The sequence below is a fragment of the Rhizobium sp. G21 genome, assembly GCF_014158035.1.
GTDB lineage: Bacteria > Pseudomonadota > Alphaproteobacteria > Rhizobiales > Rhizobiaceae > Rhizobium_E.
This window is the reverse complement of record NZ_JACFXW010000002.1, coordinates 223,867-244,568: the sequence shown is the minus strand read 5'-3', so window position 1 is coordinate 244,568 and position 20,702 is coordinate 223,867. Positions and strand designations below refer to the sequence as shown.

Sequence of the window (20,702 nt, the reverse complement as noted above, 5' to 3'; positions counted from 1 at the left end):
CCTGTTATCCAGACGGAGCCCGGCCATGCAGACGACTTCCCCGAGAAGGAAAAGTTCAACCTGTCGCGCTGGGCCATCGGCCATCCGAGCATCGCACGGTTCCTGTTCGGCCTCATTCTGCTGACCGGCGTGTTCGGCCTCCTCAATATGGGCCAGAAGGAAGATCCCGACTTCACCTTCCGCGTGATGGTGGTCCAGGCCGTGTGGCCGGGCGCATCGATCCAGGAGATGCAGGATCAGGTCGTCAACAAGATCGAGCGCAAGCTGCAGGAGACGCCACACCTCGACTGGGTGAAATCCTACACCCGCGCCGGCAGCGCCATCATCACCCTGCAGATCGAGGGTGACACGACAGGAGCCGATGTCGCCGAGTCCTTCTATCAGGCGCGCAAGAAAGTCGGCGATATCGCCAGTGAATTGCCGTCGGGATTGCTGGGCCCCTATTTCAACGACGAATTCGGCGACACCTACATCACGCTGCATTCGCTGAGCGGCGACGGCTATTCCTATCCCGAGCTCAAGGCTTTCGCCATCCAGGCCCGCGACATGCTGCTGACCACGCCGGGCGTCGAAAAGCCGTCATTCTCGGCGACCAGCCGGAGAAGATCTATATCGACATTTCCTCCAAGGCGCTCGCCGAACGCGGGCTGACGCTCACCGATATCCAGAATGCGTTGAAGGGCCAGAACGGCGTCGATCCATCCGGGACCGTCGATACGGGCCTGAGATCCGTGCGGATTTCCGTCGATGGCGCGGTCGATCGCGTCGCCGCCATTCGTGAACTCCGCCTCCGCGCGGGCAGCGAGGTCACCCGCCTCGGCGACATCGCCACCGTCTATAAGGGTCTCGAAGATCCCGTCCAACGCAAGTTCCGCTTCAACGGCGCCGAAAGCGTCCAGGTCGGCGTGGTCATGAGCAAGGGCTTCAAGGTCACCGACGTCGGTGCGCAGGTTGAGGAGACCTACAAGCGTTTCGAGGCCTCCCTGCCCTATGGCGTCGAGGTCGACCAGATCGCCAACCAGCCGCATGTCGTCACCGAAGCCGTCGGCGAATTCATGAAGGCGCTCGGTGAAGCGCTGGTGATCGTGCTGGTCGTGTCCTTCCTGTCGATCGGCTGGCGTTCGGGCATCGTCATCGCCATCACAATTCCACTGGTGCTGGCCGCGACCTTCGGCGTCATGTACGAGCTCGGCATCGACCTGCAGCGCATCTCGCTCGGCGCGCTGATCATCGCGCTCGGTCTGCTGGTCGACGACGCCATGATCGTGGTGGAACTGATGGAGCGCAAGCTCGAAGAAGGCCTGCCGAAACTTGAAGCCGCGAGCTTCGCCTATTCCTCCACCGCCTTCCCGATGCTGACCGGCACGCTGATCACCACCGCCGGCTTCATCCCCGTCGGCTTCGCCGAATCCACCGCCGGCGAATATGTGCGCTCGCTGTTCTATGTCGTCGGCATAGCGCTGGTGCTGTCCTGGTTCGTCGCCGTCTATTTCACGCCCTGGCTCGGCCACATGATCCTCAAGCAGCGGGCGCATGCCGGCGCGCACAAGGATGTGTTCGACACCCGCTTCTATCGCGGGCTCCACCACACGGTCGCCTGGGCCGTGCGCTATAAGGCGATCGTGCTGACGCTGACGCTCCTTACATTCGGCGCGAGCCTCTGGGCCTTCCAGTTCATTCCGAAAAACTTCTTCCCGCAATCGTCACGTCCGGAAATCCTCGTCGATCTCTGGCTGCCCGAGGGCGCGAGCATAACGGAAGTGGAGCGTCAGGCGAAATTGCTCGAAGCCAAGATCGCCGACGACAAGGACAAGAAATTCGTCGCCACCTATATCGGCGAAGGCGCGCCGCGCTTCTTCCTGCCGCTCGACCAGCAGCTCCGCAATCCGAACTACGCCCAGCTTCTGGTGATGGCGAATGACGAGCCAGCCCGCGAGCGGTTGATCGCCAAGCTGCGCGGCATTCTCGCAAACGACTTCCCCTCGATCCGCGGCAAGGTCGATCGCCTGTTCCTCGGCCCGCCGACCGGCTGGCCGGTGCAGATGCGGGTGATGGGTCCGGATAGAGCCGAGGTTCGCCGCATCGCCGATCAGGTCAAAGAGCGCTTCCACGCCAATCCGCAGCTCGGCGCGGTGCATGACGACTGGCTGGAGCCGGTGACCGCCATGAAACTGGTCGTCGACCAGGATCGCGCCCGCGCGCTCGGCGTCACCTCGCAGCGCATCCGCCAGATGTTGCAGGCGACGATGTCAGGCGCGCCGCTCGACGACTTCAGAGATGGCGAAGAGACGGTGTCGATCGTCGCCCGCGAGCCCGAAGCCAATCGCAAGCTGCTTTCGGCTGTCGCCTCGGTCTCCATTCCCACGGATCTCGGGACTTTCGTGCCGCTGTCGCAAATCGCCAAGGTCGTGCCCGTCATGGAGCAGGGCATCGAATGGCGTCGCGACCGCCTGCCGACGATCACAGTACGCGCCACGCTGCCCGACGATGTCCAGGCCAACGACGTGGTGACCGCCATGTATGCCGGCATGGCCGATCTCCGCGCTGCGCTGCCGGCCGGCTACCGGGTCGAAATCCAGGGCGGGCCCGAAGATTCCGCCGAAAGCCAGGCCTCGATCGCCGCCAAGGCGCCGGTCATGCTCGCCATCATCGTGGTGCTGCTGATGATCCAGCTGCAGCATTTCGGCAAGGCGATGCTGGTGCTCGCCACCGGCCCGCTGGGCATCATCGGCGCCGCCGCCGCGCTCTTTGATCAGCGGCGCGCCATTCGGCTTCGTGGCCATTCTCGGCGTCATCGCGCTGCTCGGCATCATCATCCGCAACTCGATCATTCTCGTCGACCAGATCGACCAGGATATCGCCGCCGGCATGGAGCGATCCGAAGCCATCATCGGCGCCGCCGTCAGGCGTTTCCGACCGATCACGCTGACCGCGCTCACCGCCGTGCTGGCGCTGATCCCGATCTCGCGCGGCGTGTTCTGGGGCCCGCTCGCCTACGCCATGATGGGCGGCATCCTGGTCGCCACGCTTCTGACCATCTTCGTGCTGCCGGCCGGCTATGCGCTGTTCTTCGGCCGGGCGAAGACAGATGGCGGCGCCAAAGCGGAACCGGAGACGAAAGCTGTAGCAGATCGGGTCCACCATCTTCCTGAGCCGTTGCCGCAGGCTGCGGAGTGAAGCATCGCAGGGAGCGGCCCAAATTCCTCAGGCCGCTCGCTGCGTTCGCTGGAAACTAATTTTATACCATAATCAAATTTTACCGTCTCAAAGGGCCGTTACCGCGATCGGGTTGACGAATGTCATGGCGCCGACGGGGTCAGGCATGTCTTTTCCCCGCATTCGTTCACCTGCATTTCAGGATCGGCCATGCAGAATTTTTCGGTTTCTTCGAGACTTTACGCCCTCGTGGCGCTCGCTTTTCTCGTCCTCGGCGGCGTCTTCTATTTCAGCCTGACGACCACCGACGCCCAGATGATGTCGGACCGGCGCATGCTTTTATCATCGATCGACGACAACGCCATGGCGATCGCCACCGCCGCGCATGCGCTGGAAACCTCCGGCAAACTGACGCGCGACCAAGCCCAAGCGCGGGCGATGGAGACGATCGGCGCGCTGCGCTACGGCGACAACGGTTATGTCTGGATCAACGATCTCGATCAGACGATGATCATGCACCCGACCAAGCCGGAATTGAACGGCAAGGATGTCAGCGGCATGAAAGACCCGACCGGCCTGTCGCTGTTTTCAGAATTCACCCGCGTGGCGCGGGATGAAAAGTCCGGCTTCGTTTCCTATCAATGGCCGAAGCCCGGCGAATCGGAACCTGCCGAGAAGCTTTCGCATGTCACTCTGTTCGAGCCCTGGGGCTGGGTGATTGGCACCGGCGTCTATATCGACGACCTCCATGCCCGCCGCTGGGAAATCGGCCGTCAACAGGGCCTGGTCAGCATTATCGGCATGATCATCCTGCAGGGTTTCGCCTTCACCGTCATCCGCAGCGTCATCGCGCCGATGAAATCGCTGATGCGCTCCATGCAGCGCATTGCATCCGAAGAGTTCGGCGCGCCGATCGGCGGTGTGAAGGACCGCAGCGAATTCGGCGACATGTCGCGCGCGCTCGAAACGCTGCGCGATTCCGTCAGCACCCGCGTCCAGGACAGGCTCCGCAAGATCGCCGAGCAGAATGACCGGATCGAGGCGGAAAAGCGCGCCCGCGAAGAGCTGATGCAGACGGAAGCCGGAGAGTTGAAGCAGGTGGTCGACGAACTGGGCGCCGGCCTGGAACGGCTTGCGGCCTGCGACATGCGGGTCACGATCGACCATCCATTCGCGCCGCGTTTCGAACCGCTCCGGCATTATTTCAACAATTCGATCGCCACCTTCCAGCGCGCGCTCGAACAGGTGCTGGCCAAGACAGCCCAGGTCTCCGGCAACGCCGAGGAGATGAAGGATTCGGCCGGCAATCTCGCCAAGCGCACCGAGCAGCAGGCTGCGGCTCTCGAACAGACCTCCGCCTCGCTCGACGAAGTCACCGCGACGGTCAAATCGTCTGCGGAACGGACCACGGAAACCCGGACGCTGGTGGGTGACGCCCGCGCCTGCGCCCAGGCCTCTCAGGATGTGGTGACCGAGGCGGTCGACGCGATGCGGCGGATCGAGGACTCCTCGGGCAAGATCGGCCAAATCATCGCGGTGATCGACCAGATCGCCTTTCAGACCAATCTCCTGGCTCTGAACGCCGGCGTCGAAGCGGCCCGCGCCGGGGATGCCGGCAAGGGTTTTGCGGTCGTGGCGCAGGAAGTGCGGGAACTGGCGCAACGCTCCGCGCAGGCCGCCAAGGAGATCTCGACGCTGATCAAGAGCTCGAGCGAACAGGTATCGTCGGGCGTGCGTCTCGTGGATGAAACGGGACAGGCGCTGACCCGCATCGCCGCCTTCGTCAACGACATCGATCTCAAGATCAACGCCATCGACACCGCCTCGCGCGAACAGTCGATCGGGCTTCAGGAAATCTCGGCGGCGGTGAATTCGATCGATCAGATGACCCAGCAGAATGCCGCCATGGTGGAGGAGACGACCGCGATCAGCCATTCGCTCGCCCGGGATTCAGCCGGGCTTTCGGAACTGGTGGAGCAGTTCAAGCTCAACCGTCGCACAGGGGAGATCCGCGAGCCCGGCAGCGCTTGGGAACGCCTGCAAGCGGCCTGATGAAAGCAGGCCGCGCGTCACGAAGCGCGCGGCCTGCCATGTTCTCGGCAGTTCGATCTTCAGCTGTTGGCTTCCGACGCGCGACGATCGCGCCTGAGGAAGTCCCTGATACGGTCGACCGCCACACTGTCTTCCGTGCCGTAGGGAAGCAGATATTTCAGCCGGGCGTCAGAGCCGATCAGCAGGAGCGACGTCGTATGGCTCATGTGGTAGTCGCCATTCGTGCTCGCGGATTTCGAGGCGTGGATCATCCAGCCGTCGACCACCTTTTGATCTCCCTGGGATCGCCCGTCACGCCGGTGATGCGGTTGGTGAAGGCGTTGACATAGCCATGCAGCAGTTGCTGGGTGTCGCGCTCGGGATCGATGGTGATGAAGTAAACCTGCAGACCTGCCCCTTCCGGACCCAGCTTCTTCAGCCAGACCGAGACATCGTACAGCGTGGTCGGGCAGACCTCCGGGCAATGCGTATAGCCGAAATAGACGAGCGAGGGCCGTCCCCGGAACATCTTTTCCGTCACCGTCTCGCCGCGATCGTTGATCAGGGTGAAGGTTTCGCGGAACGGGCCGGGCCTGTAATCGTCGGCCGCCACCCAGGCGATGATGCCGACGAGCGCCGACATGAACAGGCCGATAACGGCCAGAACAACGATCAGGAAGGGGTTGGTCTTGGTCATTGCGCGTGATCTCGCTGGGTTCCAGCGGCTCCCTTGTCCCTATTCGCCGCCATCGACCATCACCGTGCCTTCGAAGCTGGCGAACAGCGCCAGTTTCCCGGCATCGATATTCTTTTCGGCTTCGACGACCTTGGCGGCCAGAGCCTCGGCGTCCTGCTTGGAAATGCCGGCTTTTTCGAGCGCATCCGCCTGCTTGAGGCTGTCGCCGCTGCAGATCTGGATAGCCCAGGCCTCGCCCTTTTTCTTGAGAAGCGCCCGACCGCCGCGATCCTGCTGAGCCCAGCCTGCGACAGCCCATTCGCCCTGCACCACGACGGGTTCGACGGACAGCGGGGCGTCGGGCGTCTCGAACATCCCCTTCATGATCGCGGCGATATCCTGCGCGGGATCGCCGGAGGCGGCCTGCATATGATGGGAGGTGTGATCATGATGGGCGTGCGCATCCGCCTGGGCATGCTGATGCGCCATATGGTCATGGCCGCCCTCATGCTCGGCATGGGCGGGGGAGCGCCAGCCGGAGCGCCGACGACGAAGTCGACATCGACGGAGCCGGCCTTCTCGAAAGTAAGCGTCGCCTTGACGCGCTCGCCTTCCTTGAACGGTTCTGCGACATTCATGAACATGACATGGAATGCGCCGGGCTTCAGTTCGAGAACACCATGGGCGGGAATTTCCAGGCCGTCCGTCATTTCCCGCATGGTCATCACGTCGTCTCCCATCTGCATCTCATGCAGCTGCGTGGACTTGGCGCGCGAGGTCGTCACGCGCAGCAGCCGGTCGGCTTCGCCATGGTTGACGATCTTCAGATAACCGCCGCCGACCGCTGCGCCCGGCAGCATGGCGCGGGAATAGGGATGGTCGATCTCGATCTGACCGAGCTTGTATTCGTGGGCGAGCGCCGGCGCTGCGGCGAATATGGCGGCCATGACGGCGGCGCGAATGAATGTCTTCTTCATGGGAGGTGATCCTGTGCGGAATTTTCTGAACTTTGATGGCGCAAGGGGCTTTCGCCCTTCGCCGATCCTGCAAAGCCGCGGTCGAGCCGATGGGCTAAGCGGCGCAACGCTCAGATGGATGGCGAGGCGCGCGGCGCGCCCGATAAGAAAGCACGTCGAGCGGTGGACAAGCGCGCCCGGCCACGAACGGCGCTGTAAGAGCCGTGCGGATCAAAACACCCTGGCTCTCCGGTGGATTTGGCAACAGGCAGGCGGAAGACAGGCGGCAGGCTTCGCAGGAGCCTATGCCGACAGATTTTTTGCCGTCGAGGTCGGGAGACGAGAGGCACATCGTCGCGATTTCGCCATCTGGCAGGACCGAGACCTCATATCCGGACCCTTCCGCCGCGAATAACGGCTTATGGGCAAAGCCGACCATCGCGATGGCGAGCGCGCAGAAAAGGCGCAGCATCATCGCGATGTTTCGAATATCTTTGCGGGGCCGAAAAATCGTCATGCACCCTCTCTATTTGCTTTTCCACAACCCGGCAATGCGGCAAATTTGTGCGCCGCACATCCATGCTCCTCGGGTGATAGCGGTCAGTGCGAAGCGGGCGTGCTGCGAATGGCGGACAGCGTCTCGGCGTCCATCGCCCAGGCTGAGCGATCGGGTGCGAAGCGGGCGCGCAGATAGCGTCCAAGCTCCATGATCTGCCTATCCGACAGGCTATCGGCGAAAGACGGCATCGACATCGGCTGGCCTGCGGCATGCAGCCGCTCCCTCATGCCCGCCGGCGCGGGCGCGCCATGCAGGATCGCCTGAAGCACATTGTCGGCCCTGCCGCTGCGGAGATTGGTGTTGAGCGCAAGATGGGTGGCGAGCGCCTCGTCTTCGTGGCAGGAGGAACAGGCGCCCTCGAAGAGACGCTGACCTTCGGGATGGGCGAGCGCGGCCGCATCTCGCGCAGCGTCTGCGCGTTGCAGCGCCTGTCGTCTCACGCTTTCGACTTCCCCTGGACCAGGCTCAGGCGCCATGCTGGCGAGGTAAGTCGCCATCGCCTCGATATCCGTGTCCGGCAAAACCGAGAGCGAGGCGACGACCTGCGCCATCGGACCGCCAGCGCCGCCATGATCCGCCGAATGCCCATCGCGGAGATAATCGTAGAAGGCGGCTTTGGTCCAGGGCACAGCGCCCTCGCCCCGACCATTGATCGCCGGCGCCGCCCAGCCATCGGCAAAGCCGCCGGCGAGATGGGCGTCGCCGCTGCGCTCGGCGCCCAATATGTTGCGGTCGGTATGGCAGGCGGAACAGTGGCCCAGGCCTTCGATCAGATAAGCGCCTCTGTTCCAGGCTTCGCCTTTGGCGGGGTCATAGGCGACGCTCTTGGCGCCGAGAAACAGCGTGTTCCAGCCGGCCATCAATCCCCTGATGTTGAAAGGCGGCTTCATATCCGATCTGGGCGCGGGCTGGTGCGCGGCCGGAGCGCTCATCACGAAAGCGTAGAGATCCTGAAGATCCTGATCGGACACACTCACAAAAGAGGTGTAGGGATGGGCGGGATAGAGATGCGAGCCGTCTCGGCTGACTCCCTCGCGGACGGCGCGGGCAAAGGCCGGGTAAGACCAGCCGCCGATGCCATGTGTTTCGTCCGGCGAGATATTGGCGGCGCGCACCGTGCCGAACGGCGTCTCGAACGCCCGCCCGCCGGCCAAGGCTGCGCCATCGGCCCCGGCATGACAGATCGCACAACCGCCTGCGGCGGCGACAAGACGGCCGCGCTCTACCGACGCCGGACTGAACACGGCCGGATCGGGCCGTTGAATGGCCGCAATCGACGGCCGCCAGGGCGACGCCGTCGCCAGTCCGAAGGCGGCGAGCCCGGCCAGTCCGGCGAAGCCGAAGCCGCGACGGAACCAGGACATGCGCTTTTTACCGTCGTCTCTGTCGGAAGCAGGCAAGGCCTGCCGGCCCAATCCTGCAAGGATCCGGTCGGGCGTCAGCGGCAATTCGCGGAAGCGCAGGCCCGTGGCGTCATAAACAGCGTTGACGATCGCCGCAGCGCTCGGCACGGAGGCGGATTCGCCGACGCCCATCGGCGGCTCATCCGGACGCGGGATCATCAGCACGTCGATATCCGGCGTCTCCTCGAATGTGAGGATCGGGTAGCCGCCCCATTCCAGGCTCTCCACACCGGTCTCGTTGAAGGTCACCTTTTCCTTCAGCACGCGGCTGACGGACTGGATGACATTGCCGTGGATCTGATGGCGGACGCCGTCCGGATTGATCATCAGGCCGGAATCCTGCCCCACCGTCACCCGCGCCACCGTCACCTGACCGGTGCGCTTGTTGACGGCGACATCGGCCACCCAGGCCGACCATGCCGCGGGCGTTCCGGGAAATTTTCCATGCACGTAAAGGGCATAGGCGAAGCCGCGACCGTAAAGCAGGTCGCCCTCGCCGCCCTCGCTGCCCCAGCGGGTGCGCGGTTTCCACTGGGCTTTCTCCGCCACAGCGCGCACCAGATCGATCGCCCTGGGATCGGTCAGATAGCGAAGCCGGTATTCGACGGGATCGACGCCGGCTGCGGCGGCGAGTTCGTCGAAGAAGCTTTCATGCGCAAACGAGTTTGGCATGGCCGAGACGCCACGAAACCAGGAAGCACGCGCAATCGGCGGCATGTCATGCACGGCGATGCGCATATTGCCGACCGCGTAAGGCGGGATCGCGGTGCGGTCGCCCATTTCGACGGTGTCGTTGCCGGTCGTCTTGCCGGTCAATACCAGCGCCAGCGTCGGCGCGAGATTTGAGGGATAACGTGTCTCGAAATCATAGGCGATCGGGCCGCCTTCGAGATCGAGACCGCCGCGCACATCGATGACTTGCGCCGCCCCCTTCGGCTCCCAGCCATGCTCCTGCTCGCGCGTCAACTGCACCCGGACGGGGTGCCCCACGGCGCGCGACAGAAGTGCTGCGTCAGCGGTTACGTCATCGGCGCAATTGCGGCCGTAACAGCCGGCCGCTTCGTGCCGCTCCACCACGATCGCCTCCTCGGGCATGTCCATGAGGCGGGCGAGATCACGGCGCATGAAATAGGGGTTCTGCGTGCCGGACCAGACGGTCAGCCGTTCAGGACCCCAGTCGGCCACCGCGCAGGATGGACCGATCGATCCATGCATCTGATAGGGCCAGACATAGGTGCGGTCCATGCGGGGCGAAGCGCCGTCGAGCGCCAGATCGACATCGCCGCTTTCCTTCAACAGCCGACGCGAGGCGGGATTGTCGCGCAGCGCCTCTTCCGGCGCATTGAGATCAGGACGTTTCGGCGGTTCGCGCCATGTCAGTTTCAGCGCCTTGGCGATGGCGGCGGCCTGCTCCTCGCGTTCGGCCACGACGCCGACGAAATCGCCGACCACGACCACGGAGACGAGACCAGGCATATGGGCCACCGAGGCTTCGTCAACGCCCAGAAGGCTCGCGCCAACGCCCTCGCCGTGATCAAAGCCGACATAGGGCGGGCGGATGACGCGGCCGTGCAGCATGTCCGGCAGTCTGACATCGTGCACATAGACCCAGTCTCCTGTCGCCTTGGCCGGAATATCATTGCGCGGCTGCGACTGGCCGACGATGCGGAATTCCGTCCCCGGCTTCAACGGCGCCAAGGCGTCGATCTCGATCCGTTCGCGCCAGCCCATAAGCAGCGCCGCATAGGAGGTTCGGTGGTCGCCGCTCTCCAGAACACCAGAGGACACGGTGATAGCCTCGGGCTCGACGCCCCACTGTTCGGCTGCCGCCTGCACCAACCGGCGCCGCGCCGTCGCGGCGGCCTGCCTGAGCGGGATCGCGGTGATCTGGATGGTTTCGCTGGCGATTGTGGGGCCTTGATCGGGGGCGGCGCTGGTCGCGCCCAGCACCATGCGCACGCTCTCGAACCCAACATCCAGTTCTTCGGCGATGATCTGGGCGAGCGCCGTGCGGATGCCGGTGCCGAGATCGACATGGCCGTTGAATCCGATCACCTCGCCTGTCGCCGTCATGGCGAGATAGATATCAGGCTGGTTCGAGCCTCCCGGCCTGACCACCAAGAGCGCGTCGGACATGGCGAGATAGGCGTCCCTGCTGGCTTCGCGCGGCGCAGTCATGATGCTTCAGTCTCCGCAGTTTCAGTGGCAGCCAGCCGCGCGCGCGCCAGCCTGACGGCCGCCAGGATTTCCATATGCGTTCCGCAACGACAGAGATGGCGGCGGAGTGCTGCTCGAATCTCAGCTTCGGTCGGATCGGGATTGCGGGAGAGAAGCCCGACCGTCGCCATGATCATGCCGTTGAGACAATAGCCGCATTGCGCGGCCTGCATGTCGATGAAGGCCTGTTGCACCGGATGCGATGTTCCATCGCGGGAAAGCCCCTCGAGCGTCGTCACCTCACGCTTATCAACGGCCGCCAGCGGCGTCGTGCAGGATCGCACAGGTCGGCCGTCCAGCAACACGGCGCAAGCGCCGCATTCGCCGAGACCGCAGCCGAATTTGGGGCCATTCAGCCCGCAATCATTGCGCAAGACATAAAGGAGCGGCGTGTCTGCCGGCAGCGCAAACTCACGATCCTCGCCGTTGATCGTGAGCGTCAGCGGGGGTGAAGACATCGCGCACCCGCCTCATCGGTGGGACATCGCGCATAAATCCGGCCTTGATCCCGGACAGGGATCGGGCTCAGGATTGCGGCGTTCCCCTTGTGGTTTTTTTCGATCGCATCCATCGCCAGGATAACAAGAAATCATTCGTGCGCAAATGAATTCTTGGCCCGTTCATGGTGAGACGGCGCCCGTCAGCAGAGCTTGCGAATGAGGTCCAGGAGGATCGAGCGCTCATCGGCGTTCAGAGGCGCAAGCGTCTCTTCGGTCACTGTCCGGGCGGAGGCGATATTGCGCCTCACCGCCTCGTCGCCGGCGTCGGTCAAAGACAGGATCACCCGTCGACCGTCCTCGGGATCCGGCGAGGTCGAGACATAGCCACGCGCCACCAGCCGGTCGATGACGCCTTTTGTCGTCGCGGCGTCCATGGCGATTTCGCGGCCCAACTGGTTCTGCGACGACGGCTGGATTTCCCGGAGCTTGATCAGCGCCGACCACTGCATGGTGGTCAGTTTGTCGCCCATCCGCGCCGCAAAAATCGCCACATGCCGCTGATTGGCTTGCCGAAGCAGGAAGCCGATCTGCTCGTCGACGCGATACGCCTCCGCCACGGACATCTCCGGCTCTGCGATTTGCCTCGACATGGACGTTTTCCTTTCAGGCCGGGACAGTCCCGGTCCGTGTTCCCGGTTTAGCGGCGGCGGGTTGATTGTCAATCGCAGGACAATCGGATGCCTCGCCCGCGAACGCGATGCCAACAGACTCCAGGCTTGACAGGATCGACAAACCGGATCAATTTCATTTGTACACAAATAATATGAACGCGCTGCGATATGAAACGCGTCCAGGGGAATTTTCGATGGTCAAGCAACAAGTCGAAAGCGCCGTGAATGGAAAGATCCGCTGCGACGCCTGTCCGGTCATGTGTTTTATCGCCGACGGCCGGTCCGGGGCCTGCGACCGCTACGCCAATGTCGGCGGCGAGTTGCTCCGCGTCGATCCCCTGACCATTATCGAAAACACGATCGGAGACGGCGGCAAGGTCGTCGCCTTCCTGCCCGATGGGCCCCGCGACGATTGGGACGGCGATCTCGTCCACGCCTCCGCGCCCTTTATCACCGCCGTCGGCGCCGGCACCACTTATCCCGATTACAAGCCGGCGCCCTTTATCGTCTCGCAGACCCATGACGGCGTCGACATGGTGACGGTGGTCACCGAAGGCATCTTCTCCTATTGCGGCGCCAAGATAAAGATCGACACCGATCGTTTCATCGGCCCCGAGACCGCCAAGGTGCTGGTGGATAGCGAACCGGTGGGCCATGTGACGACGGGCGAATATGGCTCGCAGATGCTGTCGATCGGCGGCGTGCATCATCTGACCGGCGGCTCCAAGAAAGAGGGCCGCGTCACCTGCGACACGATCCTGCGCCTGTGCAATCGTGAAAGCGTCGATCTCGTGATCGACGGCGGCGCGATGCTGACGCTCACCGCAGGCTGTCCCCCATCATCAATGGCGTCGAGGAAAGCCGCATGCGCGTGGGCTGCGGCTCCGCCACGATCGGCATGTTCGCCAAGCAATGGAAGGACATGGTCGACGAGGTCGTTGTGGTCGACGACCACATCACCGGCGTCCTTTCGGAACATCAGGCTGGCAAGCTGCTGGACGTCGCGCCCACCGGCATCAAGATCAAGGGTCGCCGTTCGACGCCGGGCCGTTATTTCCAGGTCGCAGAACCCGGCACCGGCTGGGGCGGCACCAATGTTTCCGATCCGCTCGCCATTCTCGGCGATTTCGACCCCAAGGTCGCCTATCCCGGCCTGCGCCTGCTGATGGTCTCCACCACCGGCGAACAATATGGCTATTATATTCTCGACGATCAGCTTCGCCCTGTTTTGCAGGACATCCTGCCCGCCGCAGTTCAGGAAACGGTCGAGATCGTCGCCGAAAACTGCGAGCCGGCGATGACCTCGGTGCTGTTTATCGGCGGCGCCGGCGGCAGCCTCAGGGCGGGGGTCACCACCAATCCCGTGCGGCTGACCCGCTCGGTCAAGGATGCGCTGACCTATGTTTCGGTGGGCGGCGCACCCGCCTATGTCTGGCCGGGCGGCGGCATCACGGTGATGGCCGACGTGACCAAAATGCCGACCAACAGTTTCGGCTATGTGCCGACGCCGGCAATCGTCGCGCCGATCGAATTCACCATGCGGCTCGAGGACTACCGGGCCTTGGGCGGCCATATGGACGCCGTCATTCCGGTGGAGCGCGCCGTCGAGCAAGCCGAGCGGCGGATCGCATCCACTGAGGACAGCGTCTGGCCGATGGACGGCAAGAATTTCCGCTGGGGCGCCTGAGATCATGCCGGGACCGGTCGCCGTCTATCTCGATGGACACCAGAACGGCCGTCTGCATCTGCAGCACGGTCCAATCGATTTGGTGATCGGCGTCGACGGCGCGCATTCGCTGGAACTCGAAGCCTATCAGCGGGCGCATGCCTTCGCACTGGCGCATCGCCGCTTCAAGATGATCCTCGATGAACTCGTGGCGGAGCTTCCGCTGTTGAAGCGACAGGCGCTGCCCGATGGAGCCGAGCCCGAAGGGGAAGTCGCCCGTCGCATGTGGCGCGCTGTGCTGCCTTTCGCTGCTGACTTCTTCATCACGCCGATGGCGGCGGTGGCTGGCGCGGTGGCGGATGAATTGCTGGCCGCCATGCTCTCAGGTTTCACTGCGGAAAATCGCCCACATCGTATCTATGTCAACAATGGCGGCGACATCGCGCTGCATCTGGAACAGGACGCTTCGTTCCGGGTGAAGATCGCGCGCGAAGATGGCGCCGATCTCGGCGATTTCGCCGTAACCGCCGAGGATCGCTGTCGAGGCGTCGCCACGTCGGGACGCGGCGGGCGGTCGCTGTCCATGGGCATTGCCGATTCCGTGACTACGCTTTCCGAGAGCGCCGCCAGCGCCGACGCGGCGGCTACGATCATCGCCAACGCAGTCGATCTTCCCGGTCACCCCGCCGTTTTCAGGGCGCCCGCAGACACTGTCGTCGACGACAGCGATCTCGGCGCGCGTCTGGTGACGACGCGCGTTGGCGCGCTCACAGATCAGGACATTGCGTTCGCGCTCGACAAAGGCGAGGCCATGGCGGAAAACCTTCGTCGACGGTCTCTCATCGAGCGGTCGGTATTGTTTCTCGGTCGTCATGGCCGGCTCGTTGCGCCACCCCATCAGTCTGCCCCGCACATCCCCATTCCGGAGGAAAAACTCTATGCCTGAACCCAAAGTCCGCAAGATCGCCACCATCGTCGAAGAGGTCTTCCACGAGGGCGGGCCGGTTTCAGAAACGCCGCTCAAGCGCGGCGCGGTCATGGCCGTGATCGAAAATCCCTTCGCCGGCCGTTATGAGCCGGAGATTGCGGGCTTCATGAAGGATCTCGAGCCGCTTGGTCTTGAGATGGCGCGCAAGCTGATCGATTGTCTCGGCGGAGACGTCAACGATATCGAGGCCTATGGCAAGGGCGCGATCGTCGGCCAGGGCGGCGAACTCGAACATGGCGCGCTTTGGCATGTGCCGGGCGGCTACGCCATGCGCGAGGCGCTCGGCGACGCCAAGGCCATCGTGCCCTCGACCAAGAAAGTCGGCGGACCCGGAACCCGGCTCGATGTGCCCGTCACCCATATCAACGCGTCCTATGTGCGCAGCCATTTCGACGCCATGGAAGTCGGCGTGTCGGATGCGCCGCGCGCCAACGAGATCGTGCTCTGCCTTGTCATGACCACCGGCGCCCGCATCCATGCCCGCGTCGGCGGCCTCAAGGCCGAGGACATCAAGGGCGAGGACGGACTGCGGTGAAGGCCGAAATCCGGAAAATCGCTGTCTTCGTCGAGGAACTGCGCGAGGAGATGGGCCGCGAGATCAACCCTGCCACCCGCAAGGTCGCGGCGGTGGCGGTGATCCGCAACCCCTTCGCGGGCCGCTATGTCTCGGATCTGACCGATCTGATCGACATCGGCGCCGAACTCGGCGATCTTCTCGGCCGCCGCTGCGTCGACGCGTTGAGCATCGAGCCCGGCGCTGTCGAAAGCTATGGCAAGGCGGCGATGGTGGGCGAGGACGGCGAACTCGAACATGCCGCCGCCATCCTGCATCCCGCGCTGGGCAAGCCGTTGCGCGCCGCCGTCGAAAAGGGCGCGGCTCTGGTGCCCTCGTCCAAGAAGCGCGGCGGCCCGGGGCAGACGCTCGACATTCCCCTGGGACACAAGGATGCGGCCTATGTCCGCTCGCATTTCGACGGGATGGATATCAGGCTCGCCGATAGCCCGAGAGCTGGGGAGATCATGGTCGCGGTGGCCTTGACGGATAGTGGCCGCCCCCTGCCCCGTATCGGCGGCCTGACGGTCCAAGAAATCGAAGGCAAGGACGGTCTGCGCTGACCGCCCTTGCTTGACAGCCCAGATAGCGGCTGACAATATCATTCGTATACAAACAATAATAAGCAAGGAACAGCCGTGTCTCAGCCCCCCGCATCGGCGACCGACGCCAGGACTCCATCTTCCAACCAATCGATCGTCGCCGGCGTCGATGTCGGCGGCACATTCACCGATCTCGTGCTGTTCGACACTGCAACCGGCACGGTGCGGCTGGCGAAAACGCCGACGACGCTCGACAATCAGGCCTTCGGCGTGATCCATGCGCTCGAGGCGGCCGAGGCCGATTTCGCCGCGCTGGATCTCATCGTGCATGGCACGACCACCACCACCAACGCCGTGCTCGAACGCCAGCTCTGCAAGACCGGGATGATCACCACCCTGGGCTTCCGCGACGTGCTGGAGCTTGGCCGCCGCACCCGGCCGCAGGCCTATGGCATGAAGGGCGACTTCCGGCCGATCATTCCCCGCGATCTGCGCATGGAAATCCCCGAACGCATGGATGCGCGCGGTGCGGTGGTAACGCCACTCGACGAGGATGCGCTTCGTTCCGCGCTGCAGGATCTCGCCGACAAGGGCTGCGAAGCGCTCGTCATTCACTTCCTGCATGCCTACGCCAATCCGGTCCACGAACTCCGGGCCGGCGAAATCGCCCGCGAGGTCTGGCCGAACGGCAATATCACGCTCGGGCATGCGTTGCTCTCGGAAAGCCGCGAATATGAGCGCGGCGTCACCGCCGCCGTCAACGCTTCGGTGCAGCCGCTGTTGCGCCGCTATGTCGAGCGTCTCGCCGATACGCTGGCTGCGCGCGGCTATCGCCATGATGTTTTGGTGATGAACGGTAATGGCGGCATGGTGTCGGCTCGCCGGGTCGCCAATGAAGCGGCCAAGACGGTGATGTCCGGCCCCGCCTCCGGCGTCATGGCCGCCGCCTATACCGGCCGCCGCGCCGGCATGCCCAACCTGATCACCTATGACATGGGCGGCACCTCCACCGATGTCGCGCTGATCCGCGACGCCGAACCCACCGTCTCCAACGAGATCGAGGTGGAATACGCCATGCCGATTCATGTGCCGATGGTGGATGTGCGCACTGTCGGCGCCGGCGGCGGTTCGATCGCCCGCGTCACCGAAGCCGGCTTGCTGCAGGTCGGCCCGGAAAGCGCCGGCGCCACCCCTGGCCCGATTTGCTATGGCAAGGGCGGAACAAGACCAACCATTTCCGACGCCAATCTTCTGCTCGGCCGCCTCAATCCCTCGCGCCTCAACAAGGTGCCGGGCGGCGTGACGCTCGCCGATGTCGAGGCCGCTTTCGCCCGCGAGATCGGCGACAGGCTTGGCCTCGACGCGGTCCAGGCCGCCGACGCCGTGATCCGCATCGCCAATGCCCGCATGTCCGACGCCGTGCGTATGGTCTCGGTCAGCCTCGGCGAAGATCCGCGCGATTTCGCCCTGTTCGCTTTCGGCGGCGCAGGGCCCCTGCATGCCTCGGCCATCGCCAGGGAACTCGGCATTCCCAAAGTGCTTGCACCCTCCAGACCCGGCATCACCAATGCGCTGGGCTGCGTGGTGGCCGATCTCCGGCATGATTTCGTGCAGACCGTCAATCGTCCCCTGGCCGCCGCCGATATCGACACGGTGCACCAAATCTTCGCCCGCCAGAGCGAGGAAGGCCGCGGCCTGATCGCCAAGGAAGCCGTGCAGATCCGCGAAATCCGCGAGATGCGCTCGGTCGACATGCAGTTCATCGGCCAGACGCATGTGTTGCGCGTGCCGCTTCCCAATCCCACGCCGAGCCGTGAAGAGTTGCAGCAACGCTTCGAGGAAGCCTATTTCGCCCGCTTCCATGTGGCGCTGCCGGAAATTCGCGCCAATCTCGTCAATGTCAACACATCGGTGATCGGACGCCGCGAGGAGATCGATCTTTCGGCGCTCATCGACGCCAGCGGCCGCAAGGCAAGCCTCGCCGAGGCCGAGACCGGCAGACGTCCGGTGTTTTTCGGCGGATTCGTGGAGACGCCGGTCTATTGGCGTGACCATCTGCCCGCCGACGCCGTCGTCGAAGGTCCCGCCATCATCGAGCAGATGGACACGACCATCGTCATCGAGCCCGGCGACGTCGCCCGTCAGGACGCCGACGGCAACATCATCATCACCATCGGAGGCTGAGCCATGACCCAAGGCATCGATCCCATCACGCTCTCCGTCATTCAATCCGGCCTGCAGCAGGTCTGCGACGAGATGGACCTGTCCTTTTCCCGCGCCGCTTTCTCGCCCGTCATCGCCGAAGCCAACGACCGCTCCGATGGCATCTATTCCGCCGTCGACGGCGCGCTGATCGCACAAGGATCGAGCGGCCTGCCGGTGTTCGTCGGCACGATGCAGTATTCCACCCGCGTGCTGATCGAGATGATCGCCGCCGGCAAGGCGGCCGCTCCGAAGCCGGGCGACATCTATATCGTCAACGACCCCTATCTCGGCGGCACGCATCTGATGGATGTGCGCTTCGCCATGCCCGTCTATCGCAATGGCGAGATATTCTGCTGGCTGTCCAACACCGGCCATTGGCCGGACACCGGCGGCGCGGTGCCGGGCGGCTTTTCGGCCTCGGCGACATCCGTCGAGCAGGAAGGCCTGCGTCTGCCGCCCGTGCGCCTGTTCAAGCAAGGCGAACTCGACACGGAAATCTACTCGATCATCTGCTCGAATATCCGCGTGGCCGACCAGCGCATCGGCGATGTCAAGGCGCAGGCCGCAGCCCTTCTCGTCGGCGAGAAACGCCTTGTGCGGCTGCTGGATCGCTATGGCGACGCCACGGTGACCGAGGCGATCGCCGAATTGCGCCGTCGCGCGGCCGACCAGATGCGCGCCAATATCCGCCTGATCCCGGACGGGACCTACCACTCGACCGCCTATGTCGACAGCGACGGCGTGGTCAATGAACCGCTCGAAATCCGCCTGACGGTGACGGCCCATCAGGGCGAATTGACCTTCGATTTCACTGGTTCTTCCAAACCCTGCATCGGCCCGATGAATTCGGTGCTGGCGACGACGCTGTCCTCCGTCTATCTCGCCATGCGCCATATCTTCCCGGATGTGCCGATCTCGGCCGGCGCGTTTGAGCCGCTGACGGTGATCCGGCCGGAAGGCACGTTCCTCGATGCGCATTATCCGCGACCGGTCTCGGGCTGCGCCGCCGAAGTCAGCCAGCGCATCGCCGAAGCGGTGTTCTCCGCTCTGGTCGAGGCGCTGCCAGACCGGGTGACGGCCTCGCCGGCCGGAAGTTCCGGCAATTTCGCGCTCGGCGGCCATGATCCGGAACGCGGCCAGGGCTATGTGATGTATCAGATCTCCGGCGGCGGTTATGGCGGCAACGCCGATCACGACGGGCTCGCCAATGGCTGCTCGACCATTGGCATTTCCAAGGCGCCGCCGGTGGAAATCATGGAGCAGCAATATCCGGTGCTCTATCATCGCTATGCGCTTCGCGAAGGCTCGGGCGGCGCAGGCCGCCATCGCGGCGGGTTCGGTCTCGACTATGAGATCGAACTGAGGCGCGGACAGGCCACGGCGAGCTTCGTGATGGATCACGGCCGTTTCGGACCTCCGGGCGCGCTCGGCGGCAAGGATGGCGCGCCCAATCAGGTGACGCTTTATCGCGACGGCGTCGCCATGACGCCCGAGCATCTGTCGAAGGCGCAGGACATTCCGCTGAAAGCCGGCGACCGGGTGCGGGTGCAGACCCCGGCGGCGGCGGCTACGGCAATCCCTTTGAACGCGATCCCGAAGCCGTGGCCCTCGATGTTCGCCTGGGCCGCTATAGCGTCGAACAGGCATTGGTTCTGTTCGGCGTGGCGCTCGACGCGGCAGGTGTTGTCGATATCACGGCGACGAAAGCGGCGCGATCTGCAAAGGCGGCCTGAGAGCCGCCGGACGCCCTCCTCGGTCAACGTGCATGCATTTAATTCGTACACAAACAATCTCTCCACAGGAGCCCGTCATGGACGCCCTCGTCTCCGCACCCGCCTTCCCCATTCCCGACAATGTCTTCGCCGAGCGCGTGGTGAGTGTGAAGCATTACACCGACCGTCTATTTTCCTTCCGGATCACCCGTCCCGCCGCTTTCCGCTTCCGCTCCGGCGAATTCGTGATGATCGGCCTGCCCAACGCCGAAAAGCCTGTCTATCGGGCCTATTCGGTGGCGAGCCCCTCCTGGGACGAGGAAGTGGAGTTCTTCTCCATCAAGGTGGAAAACGGTCCGCTGACCGAACATCTCCAGAAAATCGTTCCCGGCGACACCGTGCTGATGCGCAAGAAGCCGACGGGCACGCTGGTGCTGGACGCGCTGCTGCCCGGAAAGCGACTCTATCTCTTTTCGACCGGCACAGGCGTCGCGCCATTTGCAAGCCTTGTGCGCGATCCCGAGACTTATGAAAAGTTCGAAGAGGTCATTCTGGTGCAGACCTGCCGCGAAGTCGCCGAGCTCACTTATATCACCGAACTGGTGGAAGGACTTGCGGACGACCCGCTGGTCGGCGAATGCTCCGCCGGCAAGCTCAGGCTCTACACCACGACGACACGCGAAGTTTCCCCTCGCATAGGCCGCGTCACCGATCTCATGCGCAATGGCAAGCTATTCGCCGATCTCGGCCTGCCGACGATTTCGCCCGAAACCGACCGGGCAATGATCTGCGGCTCCATGGCGATGCTCAACGAGACCAAGTCTGTTCTTGAGAGATTCGGTCTCGAAGAAGGCGCCAACAATGCGCCCTCCACCTTCGTTGTGGAGCGAGCCTTCGTCGGCTGATCTCGTGGCGCTCCTTCCGGAG

The 20,702-nt window shown here is 63.8% G+C and carries 14 protein-coding genes and 3 pseudogenes; 9 read left to right on the top strand and 8 right to left on the bottom strand.

All coding sequences use genetic code 11. The annotated features are described in order from the left end of the window. Positions 1-6 precede the first annotated feature (6 nt). Together H2O14_RS22450 and H2O14_RS22445 are read left to right on the top strand one after the other, a co-directional pair. A pseudogene (locus H2O14_RS22450) lies at positions 7-3,177 on the top strand (efflux RND transporter permease subunit). Between the two features lie 189 nt (positions 3,178-3,366). Further along, positions 3,367-5,208: a methyl-accepting chemotaxis protein gene (locus tag H2O14_RS22445; RefSeq protein ID WP_182829648.1), complete on the top strand. Its 1,842-nt coding sequence runs from the start codon at positions 3,367-3,369 to the stop codon at positions 5,206-5,208. 59 nt (positions 5,209-5,267) lie between these two features. Here H2O14_RS22445 and H2O14_RS27940 read toward each other — a convergent pair whose 3' ends face one another. The 8 genes from H2O14_RS27940 to H2O14_RS22410 all read right to left on the bottom strand — a co-directional run bounded on the left by H2O14_RS27940 (position 5,268) and on the right by H2O14_RS22410 (position 12,088). Continuing rightward, positions 5,268-5,474, bottom strand: a complete 207-nt coding sequence (locus tag H2O14_RS27940) for an SCO family protein (RefSeq protein WP_246697718.1) — start codon at positions 5,472-5,474, stop codon at positions 5,268-5,270. Next, entirely contained in the window at positions 5,456-5,884 is a 429-nt protein-coding gene (locus tag H2O14_RS22440; RefSeq protein ID WP_246697717.1) for an SCO family protein, read from the bottom strand. Before H2O14_RS22440 ends, H2O14_RS27940 begins: the two co-directional genes overlap by 19 nt. A 39-nt stretch (positions 5,885-5,923) precedes the next feature. Then, positions 5,924-6,247, bottom strand: coding sequence for a copper uptake system-associated protein (locus H2O14_RS22435; protein ID WP_246697716.1), 324 nt, complete (start codon positions 6,245-6,247; stop codon positions 5,924-5,926). Continuing rightward, positions 6,244-6,840: a copper chaperone PCu(A)C gene (locus H2O14_RS22430; RefSeq protein ID WP_182829646.1), complete on the bottom strand. Its 597-nt coding sequence runs from the start codon at positions 6,838-6,840 to the stop codon at positions 6,244-6,246. Before H2O14_RS22430 ends, H2O14_RS22435 begins: the two co-directional genes overlap by 4 nt. 94 nt (positions 6,841-6,934) lie before the next feature. Next, on the bottom strand, positions 6,935-7,336 hold the full coding sequence (locus H2O14_RS22425) for a hypothetical protein (protein ID WP_182829645.1): 402 nt from the start codon (positions 7,334-7,336) through the stop codon (positions 6,935-6,937). Between the two features lie 83 nt (positions 7,337-7,419). Further along, positions 7,420-10,959, bottom strand: a complete 3,540-nt coding sequence (locus H2O14_RS22420) for a molybdopterin cofactor-binding domain-containing protein (protein ID WP_182829644.1) — start codon at positions 10,957-10,959, stop codon at positions 7,420-7,422. Beyond that, positions 10,956-11,456 carry a (2Fe-2S)-binding protein gene (locus H2O14_RS22415; protein WP_182829643.1) on the bottom strand — a complete coding sequence of 167 codons (501 nt, stop codon included), beginning with the start codon at positions 11,454-11,456 and terminating at the stop codon, positions 10,956-10,958. Before H2O14_RS22415 ends, H2O14_RS22420 begins: the two co-directional genes overlap by 4 nt. Positions 11,457-11,638: 182 nt before the next feature. Continuing rightward, positions 11,639-12,088 carry a MarR family winged helix-turn-helix transcriptional regulator gene (locus tag H2O14_RS22410; protein ID WP_182829642.1) on the bottom strand — a complete coding sequence of 150 codons (450 nt, stop codon included), beginning with the start codon at positions 12,086-12,088 and terminating at the stop codon, positions 11,639-11,641. Between the two features lie 215 nt (positions 12,089-12,303). Between H2O14_RS22410 and H2O14_RS22405 the strand changes: the two are divergent. From H2O14_RS22405 to H2O14_RS22375, 7 genes and pseudogenes are all read left to right on the top strand, one after another. Next, a pseudogene (locus tag H2O14_RS22405) lies at positions 12,304-13,796 on the top strand (6-hydroxynicotinate reductase). Between the two features lie 4 nt (positions 13,797-13,800). Beyond that, positions 13,801-14,721: a UPF0280 family protein gene (locus H2O14_RS22400; protein WP_182829641.1), complete on the top strand. Its 921-nt coding sequence runs from the start codon at positions 13,801-13,803 to the stop codon at positions 14,719-14,721. After that, on the top strand, positions 14,714-15,298 hold the full coding sequence (locus tag H2O14_RS22395; RefSeq protein WP_182829640.1) for an amino acid synthesis family protein: 585 nt from the start codon (positions 14,714-14,716) through the stop codon (positions 15,296-15,298). Before H2O14_RS22400 ends, H2O14_RS22395 begins: the two co-directional genes overlap by 8 nt. Continuing rightward, entirely contained in the window at positions 15,295-15,879 is a 585-nt protein-coding gene (locus tag H2O14_RS22390; protein WP_182829639.1) for an amino acid synthesis family protein, read from the top strand. Before H2O14_RS22395 ends, H2O14_RS22390 begins: the two co-directional genes overlap by 4 nt. A gap of 75 nt (positions 15,880-15,954) precedes the next feature. Beyond that, positions 15,955-18,042, top strand: coding sequence for a hydantoinase/oxoprolinase family protein (locus H2O14_RS22385; RefSeq protein WP_182829638.1), 2,088 nt, complete (start codon positions 15,955-15,957; stop codon positions 18,040-18,042). A 3-nt stretch (positions 18,043-18,045) separates the two neighbouring features. Beyond that, positions 18,046-19,796 (top strand): annotated as a pseudogene (locus H2O14_RS22380) (hydantoinase B/oxoprolinase family protein). 77 nt (positions 19,797-19,873) lie between these two features. Continuing rightward, positions 19,874-20,680 carry a ferredoxin--NADP reductase gene (locus H2O14_RS22375; protein ID WP_182829637.1) on the top strand — a complete coding sequence of 269 codons (807 nt, stop codon included), beginning with the start codon at positions 19,874-19,876 and terminating at the stop codon, positions 20,678-20,680. The last annotated feature ends 22 nt before the right edge of the window (positions 20,681-20,702 follow it).